The sequence below is a fragment of the Micromonospora sp. RHAY321 genome (assembly GCF_023896955.1).
GTDB lineage: Bacteria > Actinomycetota > Actinomycetes > Mycobacteriales > Micromonosporaceae > Micromonospora.
Window position 1 is genome coordinate 54,540 of record NZ_JAMHIW010000003.1, and the last position, 17,334, is coordinate 71,873.

General features: G+C 72.3%; 16 protein-coding genes. 10 read left to right on the top strand and 6 right to left on the bottom strand.

Annotated features, from left to right (window positions below):
* Positions 1-112: 112 nt before the first annotated feature.
* The gene (locus M8C17_RS08260; RefSeq protein WP_252416318.1) at positions 113-712 is read right to left on the bottom strand and encodes a PadR family transcriptional regulator; all 600 of its coding nucleotides are present in this window, start codon (positions 710-712) and stop codon (positions 113-115) included.
* 147 nt (positions 713-859) lie between these two features.
* On the opposite strand from M8C17_RS08260, the gene M8C17_RS08265 reads away from it, so the two are divergent.
* A complete protein-coding gene (locus tag M8C17_RS08265) occupies positions 860-2,608 on the top strand; it encodes a biotin carboxylase N-terminal domain-containing protein (protein ID WP_252415819.1) in 1,749 nt (582 codons plus the stop codon).
* A 68-nt stretch (positions 2,609-2,676) separates the two neighbouring features.
* On the opposite strand, the gene M8C17_RS08270 is transcribed toward M8C17_RS08265, so the two are convergent.
* Complete coding sequence (locus M8C17_RS08270) at positions 2,677-3,570, bottom strand: LysR family transcriptional regulator ArgP (protein ID WP_252415820.1); 894 nt, start codon at positions 3,568-3,570, stop codon at positions 2,677-2,679.
* Between the two features lie 69 nt (positions 3,571-3,639).
* On the opposite strand from M8C17_RS08270, the gene M8C17_RS08275 reads away from it, so the two are divergent.
* Both M8C17_RS08275 and M8C17_RS08280 read left to right on the top strand, forming a co-directional pair.
* Positions 3,640-4,236 carry a LysE family transporter gene (locus M8C17_RS08275; RefSeq protein ID WP_252415821.1) on the top strand — a complete coding sequence of 199 codons (597 nt, stop codon included), beginning with the start codon at positions 3,640-3,642 and terminating at the stop codon, positions 4,234-4,236.
* An 85-nt stretch (positions 4,237-4,321) separates the two neighbouring features.
* Positions 4,322-5,761: a GuaB1 family IMP dehydrogenase-related protein gene (locus M8C17_RS08280; RefSeq protein WP_252415822.1), complete on the top strand. Its 1,440-nt coding sequence runs from the start codon at positions 4,322-4,324 to the stop codon at positions 5,759-5,761.
* A gap of 18 nt (positions 5,762-5,779) precedes the next feature.
* Here the strand turns inward: M8C17_RS08280 and M8C17_RS08285 are convergent, their stop codons facing one another.
* The gene (locus M8C17_RS08285; RefSeq protein WP_252415823.1) at positions 5,780-6,340 is read right to left on the bottom strand and encodes a TetR/AcrR family transcriptional regulator; all 561 of its coding nucleotides are present in this window, start codon (positions 6,338-6,340) and stop codon (positions 5,780-5,782) included.
* An 82-nt stretch (positions 6,341-6,422) separates the two neighbouring features.
* Between M8C17_RS08285 and M8C17_RS08290 the strand changes: the two genes are divergently transcribed.
* The 4 genes from M8C17_RS08290 (at position 6,423) to M8C17_RS08305 (ending at position 11,185) form a co-directional block, all read left to right on the top strand.
* Positions 6,423-6,869, top strand: a complete 447-nt coding sequence (locus M8C17_RS08290) for a DoxX family membrane protein (RefSeq protein ID WP_252415824.1) — start codon at positions 6,423-6,425, stop codon at positions 6,867-6,869.
* Positions 6,870-6,894: 25 nt separating this feature from the next.
* The gene (locus M8C17_RS08295) at positions 6,895-7,377 is read left to right on the top strand and encodes a MarR family transcriptional regulator (RefSeq protein ID WP_252415825.1); all 483 of its coding nucleotides are present in this window, start codon (positions 6,895-6,897) and stop codon (positions 7,375-7,377) included.
* A complete protein-coding gene (locus M8C17_RS08300; protein WP_252415826.1) occupies positions 7,371-9,104 on the top strand; it encodes an ABC transporter ATP-binding protein in 1,734 nt (577 codons plus the stop codon). Before M8C17_RS08295 ends, M8C17_RS08300 begins: the two co-directional genes overlap by 7 nt.
* A gap of 152 nt (positions 9,105-9,256) precedes the next feature.
* Positions 9,257-11,185: an ABC transporter ATP-binding protein gene (locus tag M8C17_RS08305; RefSeq protein WP_252416319.1), complete on the top strand. Its 1,929-nt coding sequence runs from the start codon at positions 9,257-9,259 to the stop codon at positions 11,183-11,185.
* A gap of 59 nt (positions 11,186-11,244) precedes the next feature.
* Here M8C17_RS08305 and thrS read toward each other — a convergent pair whose 3' ends face one another.
* Positions 11,245-12,462 carry a threonine--tRNA ligase gene (thrS, locus tag M8C17_RS08310; RefSeq protein ID WP_252415827.1) on the bottom strand — a complete coding sequence of 406 codons (1,218 nt, stop codon included), beginning with the start codon at positions 12,460-12,462 and terminating at the stop codon, positions 11,245-11,247.
* Positions 12,463-12,979: 517 nt separating this feature from the next.
* Between thrS and M8C17_RS08315 the strand changes: the two genes are divergently transcribed.
* The gene (locus M8C17_RS08315; protein WP_252415828.1) at positions 12,980-13,600 is read left to right on the top strand and encodes a DedA family protein; all 621 of its coding nucleotides are present in this window, start codon (positions 12,980-12,982) and stop codon (positions 13,598-13,600) included.
* A 103-nt stretch (positions 13,601-13,703) separates the two neighbouring features.
* Positions 13,704-14,342 carry a DUF998 domain-containing protein gene (locus M8C17_RS08320; protein ID WP_252415829.1) on the top strand — a complete coding sequence of 213 codons (639 nt, stop codon included), beginning with the start codon at positions 13,704-13,706 and terminating at the stop codon, positions 14,340-14,342.
* Here the strand turns inward: M8C17_RS08320 and M8C17_RS08325 are convergent.
* Positions 14,320-15,723, bottom strand: coding sequence for an NAD(P)H-quinone dehydrogenase (locus M8C17_RS08325; RefSeq protein ID WP_252415830.1), 1,404 nt, complete (start codon positions 15,721-15,723; stop codon positions 14,320-14,322). The two genes, M8C17_RS08320 and M8C17_RS08325, sit on opposite strands and share 23 nt — an antisense overlap.
* A 106-nt stretch (positions 15,724-15,829) precedes the next feature.
* On the opposite strand from M8C17_RS08325, the gene M8C17_RS08330 reads away from it, so the two are divergent.
* Positions 15,830-16,285 (top strand): gamma-glutamylcyclotransferase, encoded by a 456-nt coding sequence (locus M8C17_RS08330; protein ID WP_252415831.1) that lies wholly within the window; start codon positions 15,830-15,832, stop codon positions 16,283-16,285.
* A gap of 72 nt (positions 16,286-16,357) precedes the next feature.
* Here the strand turns inward: M8C17_RS08330 and M8C17_RS08335 are convergent, their stop codons facing one another.
* Positions 16,358-17,317: a GNAT family N-acetyltransferase gene (locus M8C17_RS08335; protein ID WP_252415832.1), complete on the bottom strand. Its 960-nt coding sequence runs from the start codon at positions 17,315-17,317 to the stop codon at positions 16,358-16,360.
* Positions 17,318-17,334: the final 17 nt, after the last annotated feature.

The window sequence follows — 17,334 nt, forward strand, 5'->3', positions numbered from 1 at the left end:
GTCGTCCGGGCCGGCGGCGGCCGGCCGTCGAGAGGGGACGACGCCGGACGGCGCACTCCCCCGCTGTGCCGACAGCAGGCTAACGCGATATAGCTCTTATGGTCAACGTTGATTATTTCGCGTCGGGCGCTCCGTCGGTCCACTGCGGCCAACCCTCGGCGTTCTCCAGCTCAGCAGGCAGGTACGACACTCCGGAGTCGATCTTCTCGGCGATCCGCTCGCACCAGGCCATCTCCGCCTCCGCCCGCGCCGACCAGAGCTCGAACATCCACCCGACGTGTACGGGCTTGGTGTTGCGCACCCAGTCCGACTGCAGGGAGGCGCGCATCGACTCGATGCCGGCGCGCAGCAGGTTGGCCCGGTTGCGCAGGGCCGCCGCAGCCTCGGACCGTGGCATCGCGGGCAGGAAGGAGAACGCCGCCGTGAACGGGTCCACCGGCTCGGAGAAGTTCCACCAGAGGTTGCGCAACAACGTCTCGAACTCGTCATCCCCCTTGGCGGTCACCTCGTAGGTGGTACGCGCCGGACGGGCACCCACCTGCTCGGTGGCGACGGCGCGCAGCAGCCCTTCCTCGGTGAGTTTGCGCAGCGCGTGGTAGATCGACCCGGGCTGCACGTTGGCCCATTTGTCGGCGCTCCAGCTCAACAGCTCGCGGCGCACGTCGTAGCCGTGCACGGGCTGCATCCACCGCACCAGCCCGAGGATCATCATCCGAGTCGCAGACACCGCACAAGCGTATTAGCCAAGTTTGACTAGGGCCGGCAGGGACAGTGCGGCATCCCACACTGAGCGATCGTTAGGGCCACCTGGGTGGCCGATACACTCCCGGTCAGTAACCTGCCGGGAGGAGCCACGAAGGTGCGCAAGGTACTTATCGCCAACCGCGGCGAGATTGCCGTCCGGGTGATCCGCGCCTGCCGCGACGCCGGCCTGGGCAGTGTCGCGGTGTACGCGGACTCCGACCGCGACGCCCTGCACGCCACGCTCGCGGACGAGGCGTACGCCCTCGGCGGGGACAGCGCGACCGAGACGTACCTGCGCATCGACAAGCTGCTCGACGTGGCCGCCCGGGCCGGCGCCGACGCCGTGCACCCCGGCTACGGCTTCCTGTCCGAGAACGCCGACTTCGCCCAGGCCGTCATCGACGCGGGGCTGACCTGGATCGGCCCCACCCCACAGGCGATCCGGGACCTGGGTGACAAGGTCACCGCCCGGCACATCGCCCAGCGGGCCGGCGCGCCGCTGGTCCCCGGCACCCCGGACCCGGTGGCCAACCCGGACGAGGTGATGGCGTTCGCCGTCGACCACGGTCTGCCGGTCGCCATCAAGGCCGCCTTCGGTGGCGGCGGGCGCGGCCTCAAGGTGGCCCGGACCATGGAGGAGATCCCCCAGCTGTTCGAGTCGGCGACCCGGGAGGCCGTGGCGGCGTTCGGCCGGGGCGAGTGCTTCGTCGAGCGCTACCTGGACCAGCCGCGGCACGTCGAGGCGCAGGTCCTCGCCGACCAGCACGGCAACGTGATCGTGGTCGGCACCCGGGACTGCTCGTTGCAGCGCCGGCACCAGAAGCTGGTCGAGGAGGCGCCCGCGCCGTTCCTCACCGACGCCCAGCGCGCGCAGATCCACGACAGCGCCAAGGCGATCTGCCGTGAGGCCGGCTACCACGGCGCCGGCACGGTGGAGTACCTGGTCGGCGCCGACGGCACCATCTCCTTCCTGGAGGTCAACACCCGGCTCCAGGTCGAGCACCCGGTGACCGAGGAGACCGCCGGCATCGACCTGGTCCGCGAGCAGTTCCGGATCGCCGACGGGGAGAAGCTGCGGATCACCGAGGACCCGACGCCGCGCGGGCACTCCATCGAGTTCCGGATCAACGGCGAGGACCCGGGCCGCAACTTCCTGCCCGCCCCGGGCACCGTCACCGCGCTGCGGCTGCCCACCGGCCCCGGCGTGCGGGTGGACACCGGCATCTCGGCCGGGGACGTGATCGGCGGCAACTTCGACTCCCTGCTGGCCAAGGTCATCATCACCGGTGAGACGCGGGCCGAGGCGCTGGAGCGCGCCCGCCGCGCGCTCGACGAGATGGTGGTCGACGGGATGGCCACCGCGCTGCCGTTCCACCGGCTCGTGGTGCGGGACGAGGCGTTCACCGCCGAGCCGTTCACCGTGCACACCCGGTGGATCGAGACCGAGTTCCACAACACCGTGGCGCCGTTCGGCGCCGCCAGCGTGGCCGAGGCGCCGGCCGAGCGCGAGACCGTCGTGGTCGAGGTGGGTGGCAAGCGGCTGGAGGTCAGCCTTCCCGCCGGCTTCGGCGGGGGTACGACCACCGCGGCGCCAGCCACGCGCAAGCCGACCCGGCGCGGCGGCGGGGCCAAGGCCGGCGCCCCGGTCGGTGGCGACGCGCTCACCTCGCCGATGCAGGGCACCATCGTCAAGATCGCAGTCGCCGACGGTGACACCGTGGCCGAGGGCGACCTGGTGGTGGTGCTGGAGGCGATGAAGATGGAGCAGCCGCTGCACGCTCACAAGGCGGGCACGGTCAGCGGGCTCACCGCCGAGGTCGGTGCCGTGATCACCGCCGGCGCCGCGATCTGCACCATCGCCTGAGCTGCCCGGAAGGCCCTGACGGCCCCGGCGGAGGTCGGCCCGATGCACCGGGCGGGAGGCGTCGGCGGTCAGCGGAGGGTCTCGGCGGCGACCGCGCGGACGGCGGCGGTCAGGGCGTTCAGCACGTCCGACTCCAGCCTCCAGTGCTGCCAGTAGAGCGGGACGTCCAGGTGCCGGCCCGGCGCGAGGTCGACACAGCGACCGGCGGCCAGGTCGGCCTCGGCGATCTGTTCCGGCACCAGACTCCAGCCGAGCCCGAGCCGGATCGCCTCGCTGAAGGCCGGCACGGACGGCACGTAGTGCACCGGCGGGTCGAGCGGCCGGCCGGCCACCGCCCGGATGAAGCGGTGTTGCACCCGGTCCTTCCGGTCGAAGACGACCATCGGCGCGCCGGCCAGCGCGTCCGGGGTGAGCCCCTCGGCGAAGTGGGCGGAGACCAGCTCCGGCGTGGCCAGCGCGCGGTAGCGCATGGCGCCCAGCGGTAGCACCCGGCAGCCCTGCACGGCCTCCCGCTGGGCGGTCACCGCCGCCGTCACCGAACCGTCCCGGAGCAGCTCGGCGGTGTGGTCCTGGTCGTCCTGACGCAGGTCGAAGAAGAGCCCTGCCCGCTGCGGCAGTCGGGCCAGGGCGGCGGGGAACCAGGTGGCGAGCGAGTCCGCGTTGACCACCACAGCGACCCGGATGCGGCCGCCTCCGGCCAGCGGGCCGCGGGCGTCGGCCAGCGCCTCCAGTTCGAGCAGCGTGAGCTGACCGGCCAGGCGCAGCAACGGCCGGCCGGCCTCGGTCGCCACGCAGGGTCGGGTCCGGCGGACCAGCACCTGGCCGACGGTCTCCTCCAGTGCCTTGATCCGTTGGCTCACGGCCGACGGCGTGAGGTGCAGCAGCCGGGCCGCCGCCTCGAAGCTGCCCTCCGCGACCACCGCGGCGAGCGTCCGCAACTGCGCCGAGTCGAGACCTTCCATCAGGTCAGCTTAAGCTAGGTAAAAATGTTTAGCTGGACTGCATTCTCCTCCCGGTCTTAGCGTCGTTGCGTGCTCACCTCCGCCGTCGCCGGCTTCTCGATCTCCATCGCGCTCATCGTCGCCATCGGCGCCCAGAACGCCTTCGTCCTGCGTCAGGGCCTGCGCCGCGAGCACGTCGTCGCCGTCGTGCTCACCTGCGCCGTGTCGGACGCGCTGCTGATCACGGCGGGCGTCGCCGGGATCGGCACGCTGGTGACGGGCCGGCCGGGCGTGCTGACGGCGATCCGGTGGGGCGGCGCGGCGTTCCTGCTCTGCTACGCGGCGCTCGCCGCCCGCCGCGCCCTGCGTCCCGGCACCCTCGTGCCCACCGAGCGGCCGCCGGCCACGCTGGGGGCCACCCTGCTCACCTGCGCCGCCTTCACCTACCTGAACCCGCACGTCTATCTCGACACCGTGCTTCTCCTCGGCGGGGTTGCCCAGCAGCACCCACACCGCTGGGTCTTCGGCGCCGGGGCCGCCCTGGCCAGCATGGTCTGGTTCACCGCCCTCGGCGTAGGCGCGCAGCGCCTCGCCCCGCTGCTGGCCCGTGCCGGGGCCTGGCGGGTGCTGGACGCGCTCATCGCCGTCGTGATGGCCGGGCTCGCCGTGGCGCTCCTGTTGGGCTGACCCGCCCTGTGCGGGGCGACGTCGACGGGAGTGTTATCCGTGACCATCGGCGGCAGGACGGGCCACGAGCGGGAATGATGGCCAGGTGCAGTTCCTTCACGGCGCGGTCCCCGCGCACGACCTGACCTACACCGACGTCTTCATGGCGCCGGGCCGCTCCGACCTGGGTTCCCGACTCGATGTCGACCTGTCCACCGGCGACGGCACGGGCACCACCATCCCGTTGGTGGTGTCAAACATGACCGCGGTGGCCGGCCGGCGGATGGCCGAGACGGTGGCCCGGCGGGGCGCGATCGCGGTGATCCCGCAGGACATCCCGATCGAGGTGGTCGCCAACGTCGTCGCCTGGGTCAAGCAGCGGCACCTGGTCTACGACACCCCGATCACCCTGGGCCCGACCGAGACCGTCGGCGACGCCATCCACCTGCTGCCGAAGCGCGCACACGGCGCGGTGATCGTGGTCGACGAGGCAGGCCGTCCGATGGGCGTGGTCACCGAGGCGGACACCATCGGCGTGGACCGGTTCGCCCAGTTGCGGCACGTGATGTCCACCGAGCTGCACACCGTCCCGGCGGACGCGGACCCGCGTACCGGCTTCGACCTGCTCTCGGCGGGTCGGCGCCGACTCGCCCCCGTGGTGGACGCCGACGGCCGGCTGGTCGGGGTGCTGACCCGGCAGGGCGCGCTGCGGGCCACCCTCTACACCCCGGCGGTGGACGACCAGGGCCGGCTGCGGATCGCCGCCGCCGTCGGGATCAACGGTGACGTCACGGGCAAGGCCGCGGCGCTGCTCGAGGCAGGGGTGGACACGCTGGTCGTGGACACCGCGCACGGCCACCAGGCACGGATGATCTCCGCACTGCAGGCGGTCCGCAAGCTGGACCCGGGGGTCCCGGTGGCAGCCGGCAACGTGGTCACCGCCGAGGGGGTACGCGACCTGGTGGAGGCGGGTGCCGACATCATCAAGGTCGGTGTCGGCCCGGGGGCGATGTGCACCACGCGGATGATGACCGGTGTGGGCCGGCCGCAGTTCTCCGCCGTGCTCGACTGCTCCGCCGCGGCCCGCGAGCTCGGCCGGCACGTCTGGGCCGACGGCGGCGTGCGGCACCCGCGCGACGTGGCTCTCGCGCTCGCCGCCGGCGCCTCGAACGTCATGATCGGATCCTGGTTCGCCGGCACCTACGAGTCCCCCGGTGACCTGTACACGGACGCCGACGGTCGGCGGTACAAGGAGAGCTTCGGGATGGCCTCGGCGCGGGCGGTCAGCGCCCGTACCGCCGATGACAGCCCGTACGACCGGGCGCGCAAGGCGGTGTTCGAGGAGGGCATCTCCTCGGCCCGGATGCACCTGGACCCGGCCCGGCCGGGCGTCGAGGACCTTATCGACGAGATCATCGCCGGGGTGCGCAGCGCCTTCACCTACGCCGGTGCACGGGACCTGGCGCAGTTCCACGAGCGGGCGATCGTCGGCGTGCAGAGTGCCGCCGGCTTCACCGAGGGAATGCCCCTGCCCACCAGTTGGTGAGCCCAGGGGGCGTGCACGTCAGGTGACGAGCCGGCGCAGGACGGCTCGGGCGGCCTCGCGTGGGTCTTCGCCGACCCGGTCCGGCAGTGCGCCCGCCAGCCAGAGGGTCGCGAAGCCGTGCGCGATCGACCAGGCCGCGAGCGAGTCCCGGTCGGGATCGGCGGGCGTGCCACGGGTCGGCAGTGCGGCCACCCCGGCCCGCAGTGCCGCCCGGGCCCGCCCCTGCGCGGTGACCACCTCGGCGTCGTCGGTCCGGTAGAGCTCGGGCCGGAACATCACCTCGAAGTGCGCGCGGTGCCGGACGGCGAAGTCGACGTACGCGACACCGGCTCCCAGCAGGTCGTCCCGCGCCTCGCTCAGCGTCTGCGCCAACAGGTCGAAGCCCTGGGCGGCCAGCGCGGTGAGCAGGCCCGCCTTGTCGCCGAAGTGGTGCGCGGGGGCGGCGTGCGAGACGCCGGCACGCCGGGCGAGGTCGCGCAGGCTCAGCGCGCCCGGCCCGACCTCCTCGATCGCCTCCAGTGCGGCGGCGAGCAGTGCACGGCGCAGGTCGCCGTGGTGGTACGCGCGCGTTCCGGTCATGTTCGCGATCCTATCTTGCCATTGACAAGATGCCCCTCCGGACCGCAATCTTGTCACCGACAAGTTCGTGGAGGAGGATTCGATGGCACCCCTGATCGCCCTGGTGGTCGGCACCACCCTGGCCCGGCTGGTCGGCGTGGCCGGCGTCGACGCGCTGGACGGCTGGCACCCCGCCCTGCGGGTCGGGCTGGCCCTGATGTTCGTGGTGACCGGCATGGCGCACTTCGTCGGCCGACGGCGCGCCGACCTGATCGCGATGGTCCCGCCCCGCCTGCCAAGGCCGGGACTGCTCGTCACCCTGACCGGCGTGCTGGAACTGGTCGGCGCGATCGGCCTGCTGGTGCCGGCGACCGCCCGCCCGACGGCGGCCGGACTCGGCCTGCTGATGCTCGCGATGTTCCCGGCCAACGTCTCGGCCGCCCGCCGGGGGCTGACCCTCGCCGGGCGACCGGTCACCCCGCTCGGCACGCGCACCGCCCTGCAGATCGTGTTCGTGGCCACCGCTACGGCAATTTCGTTTGGCCCCTGACTATCAGGGCGCTAACGTGCCTCTCGTGGAACTCGTCACTCTCCAGGATGTGCCGCTCGGCCGGCTGCTGGTGGTGGCCGGGCACCTCGTCGGGCAGCGGTGGAACCGCTACCTCGCCGAGGAGCACGGCCTCACCCAGGCCGGCATGGTGACGCTGATGACCCTCGCCCGACACGGCGAACTGCCCCACCGGGAGGTCGCCGAGAAGGGCTTCGTCCGCCCGGCGACCCTCACCGGCATCGTCGACACCTTGGCCCGCGACGGGTTGGTCGAACGGCAGCGCGACGACAGCGACCGCCGCAGCGTCCGGCTCGCCATCACCCCCGCCGGCCGGGAGCGGGTGGCCGCCCTCACCACGTTGATGCACTCCGGACGCCCGCTCACGTCGGTCGACGCCGACCCGGCGAAGGCCCAGGTGATCCGGGAGTTCCTGCTCGAAGTCATCGGCAGCGGGGACGACCCGCGGATGACCGGACGCGACACCGAACCGAAGGATCCGGCGTGCTGATCCGACTGCTGCGCGACAATCTGCGCCCCTACCACCAACCGTTGACGGCGGTGGTGCTGCTCCAGTTCGTGGGCACCATGGCCTCGCTCTACCTGCCCAGCCTCAACGCCGACATCATCGACCAGGGCGTGGCCCGGGGTGACACCGACTACATCGTGCGCACCGGCGGCTGGATGCTGCTGGTCAGCCTGATCCAGATCATCTGCTCGATCGCCGCCGTCTACCTGGGTGCGCGGATCGCGATGGGCTTCGGTCGGGACGTCCGTGCGTCGCTGTTCGGGCACGTCAACCGCTTCTCGGCCCGCGAGGTGGCCCGGTTCGGCGCGCCGTCGCTGATCACCCGCAACACCAACGACGTGCAGCAGGTCCAGATGCTCGTGTTGATGAGCTGCACGATGCTGGTCGCCGCGCCGATCATGAGTGTCGGCGGCGTGGCGATGGCACTCCGGGAGGACCTCGGGCTGTCCTGGCTGATGCTGGTCAGCGTGCCGGTGCTGGCCGTCGCCCTCAGCATGATCATCCGTCGGATGGTGCCCGGCTTCCGCCTGATGCAGACCCGGATCGACACGGTCAACCGGGTGCTGCGCGAGCAGATCACCGGCATCCGGGTCGTCCGCGCCTTCGTCCGCGAGCCGTACGAGACGGACCGCTTCGGCGTCGCCAACGCCGACCTGACCGCCACCGCCCTGCGTACCGGCCGGCTTCTGGCCCTGATCTTCCCGGTGGTCATGCTGGTGCTGAACGTCTCCAGCGTGGCCGTGCTCTGGTTCGGCGCGCAGCGGGTCGACGCCGGAGCGATCCAGGTCGGCGCTCTCACCGCCTTCCTGCAGTACCTGATGCAGATCCTGATGGCCGTCATGATGGCCACCTTCATGCTGATGATGGTGCCCCGGGCCTCGGTCTGCGCCGAGCGGATCGTCGAGGTGCTGGACACCGACTCGTCGGTGGTCCCCGCCGCCGCCCCGGTCACCGAGCTGCCCACCCGCGCCGAGCTGGAACTGCGCGGAGTGCGTTTCCAGTACCCGGGCGCGGTCGAGCCGGTCCTGCGGGACATCTCCTTCCGGGCCACCCCGGGCACCACCACGGCGATCATCGGCAGCACCGGCGCCGGCAAGACGACCCTGCTGTCGCTCATTCCCCGCCTGGTCGACGTCACCGCCGGCGCGGTGCTGGTCGACGGTGTGGACGTGCGCGACCTGGCACCCGACGAGCTGTGGCGGCGCATCGGCCTGGTGCCGCAGCGGCCGTACCTGTTCACCGGCACCGTCGCCAGCAACCTGCGCTACGGCAATCCGGACGCCACGGACGACGAGCTGTGGGCGGCGCTGGAGATCGCCCAGGCCCGCGAGTTCGTGGCCGAGATGCCCGGCGGGCTGGACGCCCCGATCGCCCAGGGCGGCAGCACCGTCTCCGGTGGGCAGCGGCAACGCCTGGCCATCGCGCGGGCCCTGGTGCGGCAACCGGAGATCTATCTCTTCGACGACTCGTTCTCCGCGCTCGACCTCGGCACCGACGCGCGGCTGCGGGCGGCGCTGCGCCCGGTCACCGCCGACGCCGCCGTGGTGATCGTGGCCCAGCGGGTCTCCACGATCGTCGACGCCGACCAGATCATCGTGCTCGAGGACGGAGGGGTCGTCGGAGTGGGACGACACGAGGACCTGCTGGAGACCTGCCCGACGTATGCCGAGATCGTGTCCTCCCAGCAGACGGCGGAGGTGCCGGCATGAGCCAGCCCGACGAGCCGCGGACCGCGGCCGTACCCAGTCAGAAGCCGGCCGGCGACGCGCGGACGCCGGGAGGCGACGCGCAGCAGCCCGGCGGCGGCGCGCCGACGCCGAAGCGGCTGCCGCCCGGCGGCCAGCGCGGCGGCCCGGGGTGGATGACCGCCGGGATGCCCGCCGAGAAGTCGATGAACTTCGGGCCGTCCGCCCGGCGGCTCCTCGGCCGGCTGCGCCCGCACCGGCTGCACCTGACCGCCATCGTCACGCTGGCCGTGGTGAGCGTCGGGTTCAGCGTGGCCGGGCCGAAGATCCTCGGCCACGCCACCGACCTGATCTTCAGTGGGGTGATCGGTCGGCAACTGCCGGCGGGCACCACCACCGAGCAGGCCGTCGCGGCGGCCCGGGCCAGCGGCAACGACAGCTTCGCCGACATGCTGGCCCGGATGGACGTGGTGCCCGGGACGGGCATCGACTTCAGCGCCCTGAGCCGGGTGCTGCTGCTGGCGCTCGGGCTCTACCTGGCGGCGAGCCTGCTGTCCTGGTGGCAGGGTTGGCTGCTCAACGGGGTGGTCCAGCGCACCGTGCTGCGGCTGCGCGCCGAGGTGGAGGAGAAGCTCAACCGGCTGCCGCTGCCCTACTTCGACAGGCAGCCGCGCGGTGAGTTGCTCAGCCGGGTCACCAACGACATCGACAACATCTCCACCAGCCTCCAGCAGACCCTCAGCCAGCTGCTCACCTCACTGCTGACCGTCGTCGGCGTGCTGGCCGTGATGTTCTGGATCTCGCCGGTGCTGGCCCTGGTGGCCCTGGTCGCGGTGCCACTGTCGGTGCTGGTCACCCAGCGCATCGCCAAGCGCTCACAGAAGCAGTTCATCGCCCAGTGGACGCACACCGGCGAGTTGAACGGCCAGATCGAGGAGGCGTACACCGGTCATGAGCTGGTGAAGGTCTTCGGCCGGCAGCGTGAGGTCGAGGCCGCGTTCCACGCGAAGAACGAGGAGCTGTTCCGGGCCAGCTTCGGGGCGCAGTTCATCTCCGGGATCATCATGCCGTCGATGATGTTCATCGGAAACCTGAGCTACGTGGCGATCGCCGTGGTCGGCGGGCTGCGGGTGGCCTCCGGGACGATGAGCCTCGGCGACGTGCAGGCGTTCATCCAGTACTCGCGCCAGTTCACCCAACCCCTCACCCAGCTCGCCTCGATGGCCAACCTGCTCCAGTCCGGGGTGGCGTCCGCCGAGCGGGTCTTCGCGGTGCTCGACGCCGACGAGCAAACCCCCGACCCGGCCAAGCCGGCCCGGGTCGCCGACCCGCACGGCCGCGTCGAGTTCGAGCACGTCTCGTTCCGGTACGAGCCGGACAAGCCGCTGATCGACGACCTGTCGCTGGTCGCCGAGCCGGGGCACACGGTGGCCATCGTCGGCCCGACCGGCGCCGGCAAGACCACCCTGGTCAACCTGGTGATGCGGTTCTACGAGCTTGACGCAGGGCGGATCACCCTCGACGGAGTGGACATCACGACCATGCGCCGCGACGACCTGCGCGGACGGATCGGCATGGTGCTCCAGGACACCTGGCTCTTCGGCGGCACCATCCGGGACAACATCGCCTACGGCCGGCCGGACGCGACCGAGGAGGAGATCATCGCTGCGGCCCGGGCCACCTTCGTCGACCGGTTCGTGCACAGCCTGCCGAACGGCTACGACACGGTCATCGACGAGGAGGGCAGCAACGTCAGTGCCGGCGAGAAACAGCTCATCACCATCGCGCGGGCGTTCCTCGCCGAGCCGTCCCTGCTGATCCTGGACGAGGCGACCAGCTCGGTGGACACCCGTACCGAGGTGCTGCTGCAACGGGCGATGGCCGCGCTGCGCTCGGACCGGACCAGCTTTGTCATCGCGCACCGGCTCTCCACCATCCGGGACGCCGACCTGATCCTGATGATGGAGAACGGCCGCATAGTCGAGCAGGGCACCCACGAGCAACTGCTCGCCGCCCGAGGCGCGTACCACCGCCTGTACCAGTCGCAGTTCACGGCCGCCGTGGTGGACGAAGAGCCCGCGTCCCCCCAGCCCGCGTCGGTCTAGGGCGGATCATCGTGAACGGAGATCCACTCACAGCGATCCGCCCTCGATCGACGGGTTGGTCAGCTCGCGGGCAGCAGGTCGGTGGCGCGGAGAGCGACCTGGTTGGTGATCAGGGTCAGTGCGGCGGCGGCCGGCATCGGGGGCAGGGTGCGGCCGTCGCGCAGGCGCAGCGCGAGACGGTCGTCGGCCGCCTCGCGGGCACCCAGCACCCCGAGGTACGGGACTCGGCGGCGGGCCGCGTCCCGGATCCGGGCGCCCAGCGAGCCGGCGACGTCGACCTCGACCCGCAGCCCGGCGTCGACGGCCCGGCGCGCCAGCCCGGCCGCCGCGTCGACCTGCCCGTCGTCCACCGGCAGCAGCACCAGTTGGACCGGCGCGTACCAGGCCGGAAAGGCGCCCTCGTGCACCTCGATGAGGTACGCGAACAGCCGCTCCATGCTGCCGACCAGGCTGCGGTGCACCATCACCGGCCGGCGTCGGCTGCCATCGGAGTCGGTGTACGACAGGTCGAACCGCTCCGGCTTGTCGAAGTCCAACTGGATGGTGGAGATGGTCGACTCCCGGCCCGCCGCGTCGACGATCTGGATGTCGATCTTCGGGCCGTAGAACGCCGCCTCCCCCGGCGCCTCGACGTACTCCACCCCGGCCAGCGCACCCCGGAGCAGATCCTCGGCGCGAGCCCACTGCGCGTCGTCGCCGACGTACTTCCCACCCGGGCCTCGCAGCGACAGCCGGAAGCCCGCCGGGCGGACGCCGAGCGCGGCGTGCGCGGAGCGGATCAGGCCGAGGATCTCCACGACCTCCTCGCCCACCTGGTCGGGAGCGCAGAAGGTGTGCGCGTCGTTGAGCGAGATGGCGCGTACCCGGGACAGGCCGCCGAGCACACCGGAGCGCTCCGAGCGGTACATCCCGCCCAGCTCCGCGATCCGCAGCGGCAACTCCCGGTAGGAGCGGCCCCGCGCCCGGAACACCAGTGCGTGGTGTGGGCACAGCGCCGGCCGGAGCACGAACTCGTCGTCGGCGCTCAGTCGCATCGGCGGGAACATGTCGTCGGCGAAGTAGCCGAGGTGCCCGGAGAGTTCGAAGAGTTCGCGCTTGCCCAACGGCGGCGAGTAGACGTGCTGGTGGCCGGAGCGGCGCTCCAACTCCCGGACGTACTCCTCGACGGCGTGCCGGGCGGCGGCGCCGGCCGGCAGCCAGATCGGCAGGCCGGCGCCGGCCAGCGGGTCGGAGACGAAGAGGTCCAGCTCCCGGCCGAGCTTGCGGTGGTCGATCATGTCGTGCTCCTGGATCGGGTACGACCCGGAGGCGACCTGGACACCGAACGCCGCGCGGCCCTCGGGGCGGATCGCCCCGGGGCCTGGTCGACGGTGGTTACGTCAGAGCGGCGCGCCGGGGACACCCGGCGTCGTGGTCACCACTACCGCGCTGCGCATGCGGCGACGGTACTCGTCGGGCGGTCAGGGACGCACCCGGATTTGTCATGGCGAGAGCGGGGGCGGGCCGCCGGCGCGGGACCCGCCGGCGGCCCTGGGCGGCCCGAATCGTCAGGAACGGGGGACCCGACGGGCGGGGCCGCGCGGACAACGGTACGCCGACGGACGCCGATCCGCCGACCCCGCGGGAGCGCGGTGGGACGGTCACCGGGCCGTCACCCGAGGACGGTTCGCCTCGTTGTACCGGGGTGGCCCGGCCGTGTCGACGGTCACGACCCTACGGGGCTGTCCACGGTGACGCCGGACACGCCGTCAGGCTCAAGACACCCAATTGGCCGCATCCGGCGAGGTGGCAGGCGTGCCCGAACTACTGACTGACGTCGCGTCGCCGACGTGGGCGTACCTCGCGCTGCTCGGCCTGCTGATCGCGGACGCCTTCGTCCCGGTGATCCCCACCCAGATCATCATGATCACAAGCGGCGCGCTCACCGTCTACGGGGGGCTCAGCCTGCCCGTCACCATCGCCGTTGGCGCGCTCGGGGTGTTCGCCGGCGACCTCGCCTGCTACCTGCTCGGTCGAAGTGCGCCGGACCGTCGGGCACCCCGGCACTCCGAGCCGAGCCGCGCCCGCCGGGTGGCCAATCGCGTCACCCAGGGGCTGCGACAACCCGGGCCACTGGTCATCCTGCTGTGCCGGTTCGTGCCGGGCGGTCGCATGGCGGCCTGCTTCTCGGCGGGCCGCAGCCGCTACCCGTACCGCCTGTTCGTGCTCTACGAGGCCGTCGCCGCGCTGGGCTGGGCCACCTACGGCGCCATGGTCGGCCACCTGGGCGGCACCGCGCTGACCGAGTCGGCATGGCGGCTGGCCATCATCGCCACCGCCGCCGCGGCCGGATTCGCCGCGGCCGGGTGGGCCATGACCCTGGTCAGCGCCCGGCACGCCCGGGCGGCCGCCGGAGCCGACATCCCCATCGACTGAGTGTCGCCCGCCGCTGTCGGGGTGCCTCTAGGGGTGGTCCCGGGGAACGAATTCGGTGGCCGTCCCGGATCCGGCTGGGGCCTCCGCGGCGACAGGCTGAGGCATGCCTGGAACCCGGAGCACCGGCCTGCTCGCCCTCGGCGGGATCGCCCTGGCGGCGCTGCTCACCGTGATCGGCCACCTCGAAGTCAACGACGACCTCAACCCGTGGGCGCTGACCGTCAGCGACTTCGCGGTCTCCGACCGGGGCGGCGCCATCGACGTCGCGATGGTGGTGCTCGCGCTCGCCACCGTGGCACTGCTGTACGGGCTGCGCCGCACCGGGCCACCCCAACCGACCCCCGCCCGACCGACGGAGCTGCTGCTCGGCGCGTGGTCGGCCGGGCTGCTGCTGGCCGCGGTGGTGCCGACGAACGAGCCCGGCACCGCCATGACCACCGCCGCCTACCTGCACCGGTACGCCTCGGTGGTCGCCTTCCTGGCGCTGCCGGCCGCCGGCTGGCTGCTCGCCCGACGGCGGGACCTGGCCCCCGCCGCCCGGACACTGCGCACCCTCGTCGTGCTCAGCCTGGCACTGGCGGCGGCGATGATCTGGTCCGCCTACCCGGGTGACCGGCTGCTCATCGGCCTGGCCGAACGCCTGCTCATCCTCACCGAGGTCGCCGTGCTCGGCACCGTCGCGGTGGCCCTGACCCGGACGCCCGTCGCCCGGTGGAGCGTCACTCCAGCTCGTGGAGCATGAGCTGGCGGGCCGCCTCGGTGATCGAGCCGGAGAGGCTCGGGTAGATGGTGATGGTCTGCGCCAGCTCGTTGACGGTGAGGTTGTTCTCCACCGCCATGGTGATCGGCAGGATCAGCTCGCTGGCCTTCGGGGCGACCACCACACCGCCGACGACCTGGCCGCTGGCCGGCCGGCAGAACAGCTTGACGAAGCCGTCGGAGAGGTCGTCCATCTTGGCCCGGGCGTTGCCGGACAGCGGCAGCATCACCTGCCGGGCGGGCACCTTGCCGGCGTCCACCTCGTCCTGGGAGACACCCACCGTGGCCAGCTCCGGGTCGGTGAAGACGTTCGCCGCGACCGTCCGCAGCCGCAGCGGGCGGACCGCCTCGCCCAGCGCGTGCCACATCGCGATGCGGCCCTGCATGGCGGCGACGCTGGCCAGCAGCAGCACGCCGGTGCAGTCACCGGCGGCGTAGATGCCGGGCACGTTGGTGCGGGACACCCGGTCGACCGTGACGTAGCCGCCCCGGCCCAGCTCCACGCCGTACTCGGCGAGGCCCAGGTCGGCGGTGTTCGGGATCGAGCCGACCGCGATCAGCGCATGCGAGCCGGAGACCTTGCGACCGTCGGAGAGCTCCACCTCGACGCCGTCGGCGGTACGCCGCACCGCGTCGGCCCGGGAGTTGTTGAGAATGCTCATGCCCCGGTTGCGGAACACCCGCTCGATGGCCGACGCGGCGTCGGCGTCCTCGTGCGGCATCACCCGGTCCCTGCTGGAGACCAGGGTGACCTGGACCCCCATCGCCAGGTACGCGCTGGCGAACTCGGCGCCGGTCACACCGGAGCCGACGACGATCAGGTGCTCGGGCAGCTCGGGCAGGTCGTAGACCTGGCGCCAGGTCAGGATGCGCTCGCCGTCCGGGACGGCGGTGGGCAGTTGGCGGGGCGTCGAGCCGGTGGCCACCAGCACGGTCGACGCGGCGATCGAGTATTCCTCGGCGCCGTCGGCCGGGGTGACGATGACCCGGTGGGTGTGCCCGAGGGCGTCCTCGCCGAGCCGGGCGGTGCCGGCCACGAAGGTCACCCCCGCCTTGAGCAGCTTGGCGTGGATGTCGGCGGACTGCGCCAGCGCGAGCCGCTTGACCCGCTCGTGCACCGCCCGCGCGTCGACGGTGACCGCCTCCAGGCCGTCCGAGTGCACCCCGAACTCCTCGGTGTCCCGGTAACCGGTGACCACCTGGGAGCTGGCGATGAAGGTCTTCGACGGCACGCAGTCGGAGAGCACGCAGGCCCCGCCCGCCCCGTCGGCCTCGACCACGGTGACATCGGCGTCGAGCTGGGCGGCGACCAGCGCCGCCTCGTACCCGGCCGGCCCCCCGCCGATGATCACGATCCGGCTCACAGCGTTCGCCCTTCGTTGATGCTCACAGTGACTTTCTTCTCCCGAACGCATCCGACACGCACAGTCGTATTCTCCCCCACCCGCCCGCCGGGCTATCGTCATCGCCGTGCGTCATCACGCCGCCTACGGCTCAAACCTCGACCCCGCCCGGATGCGTGCCTACTGCCCGCATTCGCCGATGGTGGGCACCGGCTGGCTGGAGGGGTGGCGGCTGACCTTCGCCGGGGCGGACCAGATCGGCTGGGAGGGCGCGGTGAGCACCCTGGTCGAGTCCCCCGGCGACCGCGTCTTCGTGGCGATCTACGACATCCACCCGTACGACGCGGCCCAGCTCGACGAGCTTGAGGGGGTCGCCGCCGGCACGTACCGCAAGCTGCACGTCCGGGTCTCCACCCTCGACGGCGACGTGACCGCGTGGATCTACGTCTTCGACGGGTACGAGGGTGGCCTGCCGACGTCGTGGTATCTCTCGGAGATCGCGAACGCCGCCGAGAAGGCGGGCGCGCCGGACGACTACGTCACCGAGCTGCGGTCCCGCCCCACCGGCACCGCGTCGGCGTAGCGCGTATCGCACGCGCCCAGTCTGCAACCGCCACCGCCCGGACCGACCGTCGGCCCCGGCCGGGGTCGTCAATCACACACCGGCGGCCGGGACGATCACCTCGTACATGTCGGTCCACCGGGTCTCCCGCAGGCCCACGGACCGGTAGAGCGACAGCGGGGCGGTCGGGTTGGTGAGGTCCACCCCGAGGCCGGCCGCCTGCCGGCCCTTCTCCGCGTAGCGGGCGAAGGCGCGGCGCAGCAGCGCGCCGCCCACCCCCCGCCGACGGTACGCGGGCAGCACGGACAGGCTCCGCACGAAGCCCTCCTGCTGGTCGAGCGCCTGGTCCGAGGACTGCAACGCACCGGCCGGCGTCCCGTCCACCTCGGCGACGAACCACTCGTCCCAGGCGGTCACGTCACCGATCCGGGCCCGCCACCGCTCGTACGACAGCGGCTCGTGGTCCGGCGTGTCACCGAAGGCGATGTCGTGGATCCGGTGGAACTCGCGCAGGTCGGCCTCGTCGTCGGGGCGGACCTGCCGCACCGTCACGCCGGGCGGCGGGGGCGGCTCGGCAGGCAGGTCGGCCAACGGCCGGCTCATCCGGACGTACCGCTTGGCCAGGGTGAATCCGGCCGCTCGCAGGTCGCGTTCCCAGTCGCGTTCGGGCGCGAAGACCGCGCACCGGACGGCGAGCGCCGGCAGCCCCCGCTCGGCCGCCCGTTCGGCGACCCGGTCCAGTTGCCGGGCGAGCAGCGGCGCCCGCACCGCGGCGGCGCGCTCCGGATCGACGTAGACCTCCACGAACTCCCGGCCGACACCGGTCGGATTGTCCACGGTCGCCCAGCCGACGACGGTGTCGTGCGGGTCCACCGCCAGCCACGAGTCCCGGGACGGGTCGAAGAAGGGGGCGGTCAGCGACTGCGCGACATCCTCGGCGTCGTAGTCGGGATGGCCGATGGCGAAGGTGTCGGCGGCGTGCACCACGGCGAGGATGGCCGGAACGTCGTCGAGGGTGGGCCGGCGCGTGGTCCAGCCAGCGGGAAGCGTCACGGCAGGTGATCCTGGCA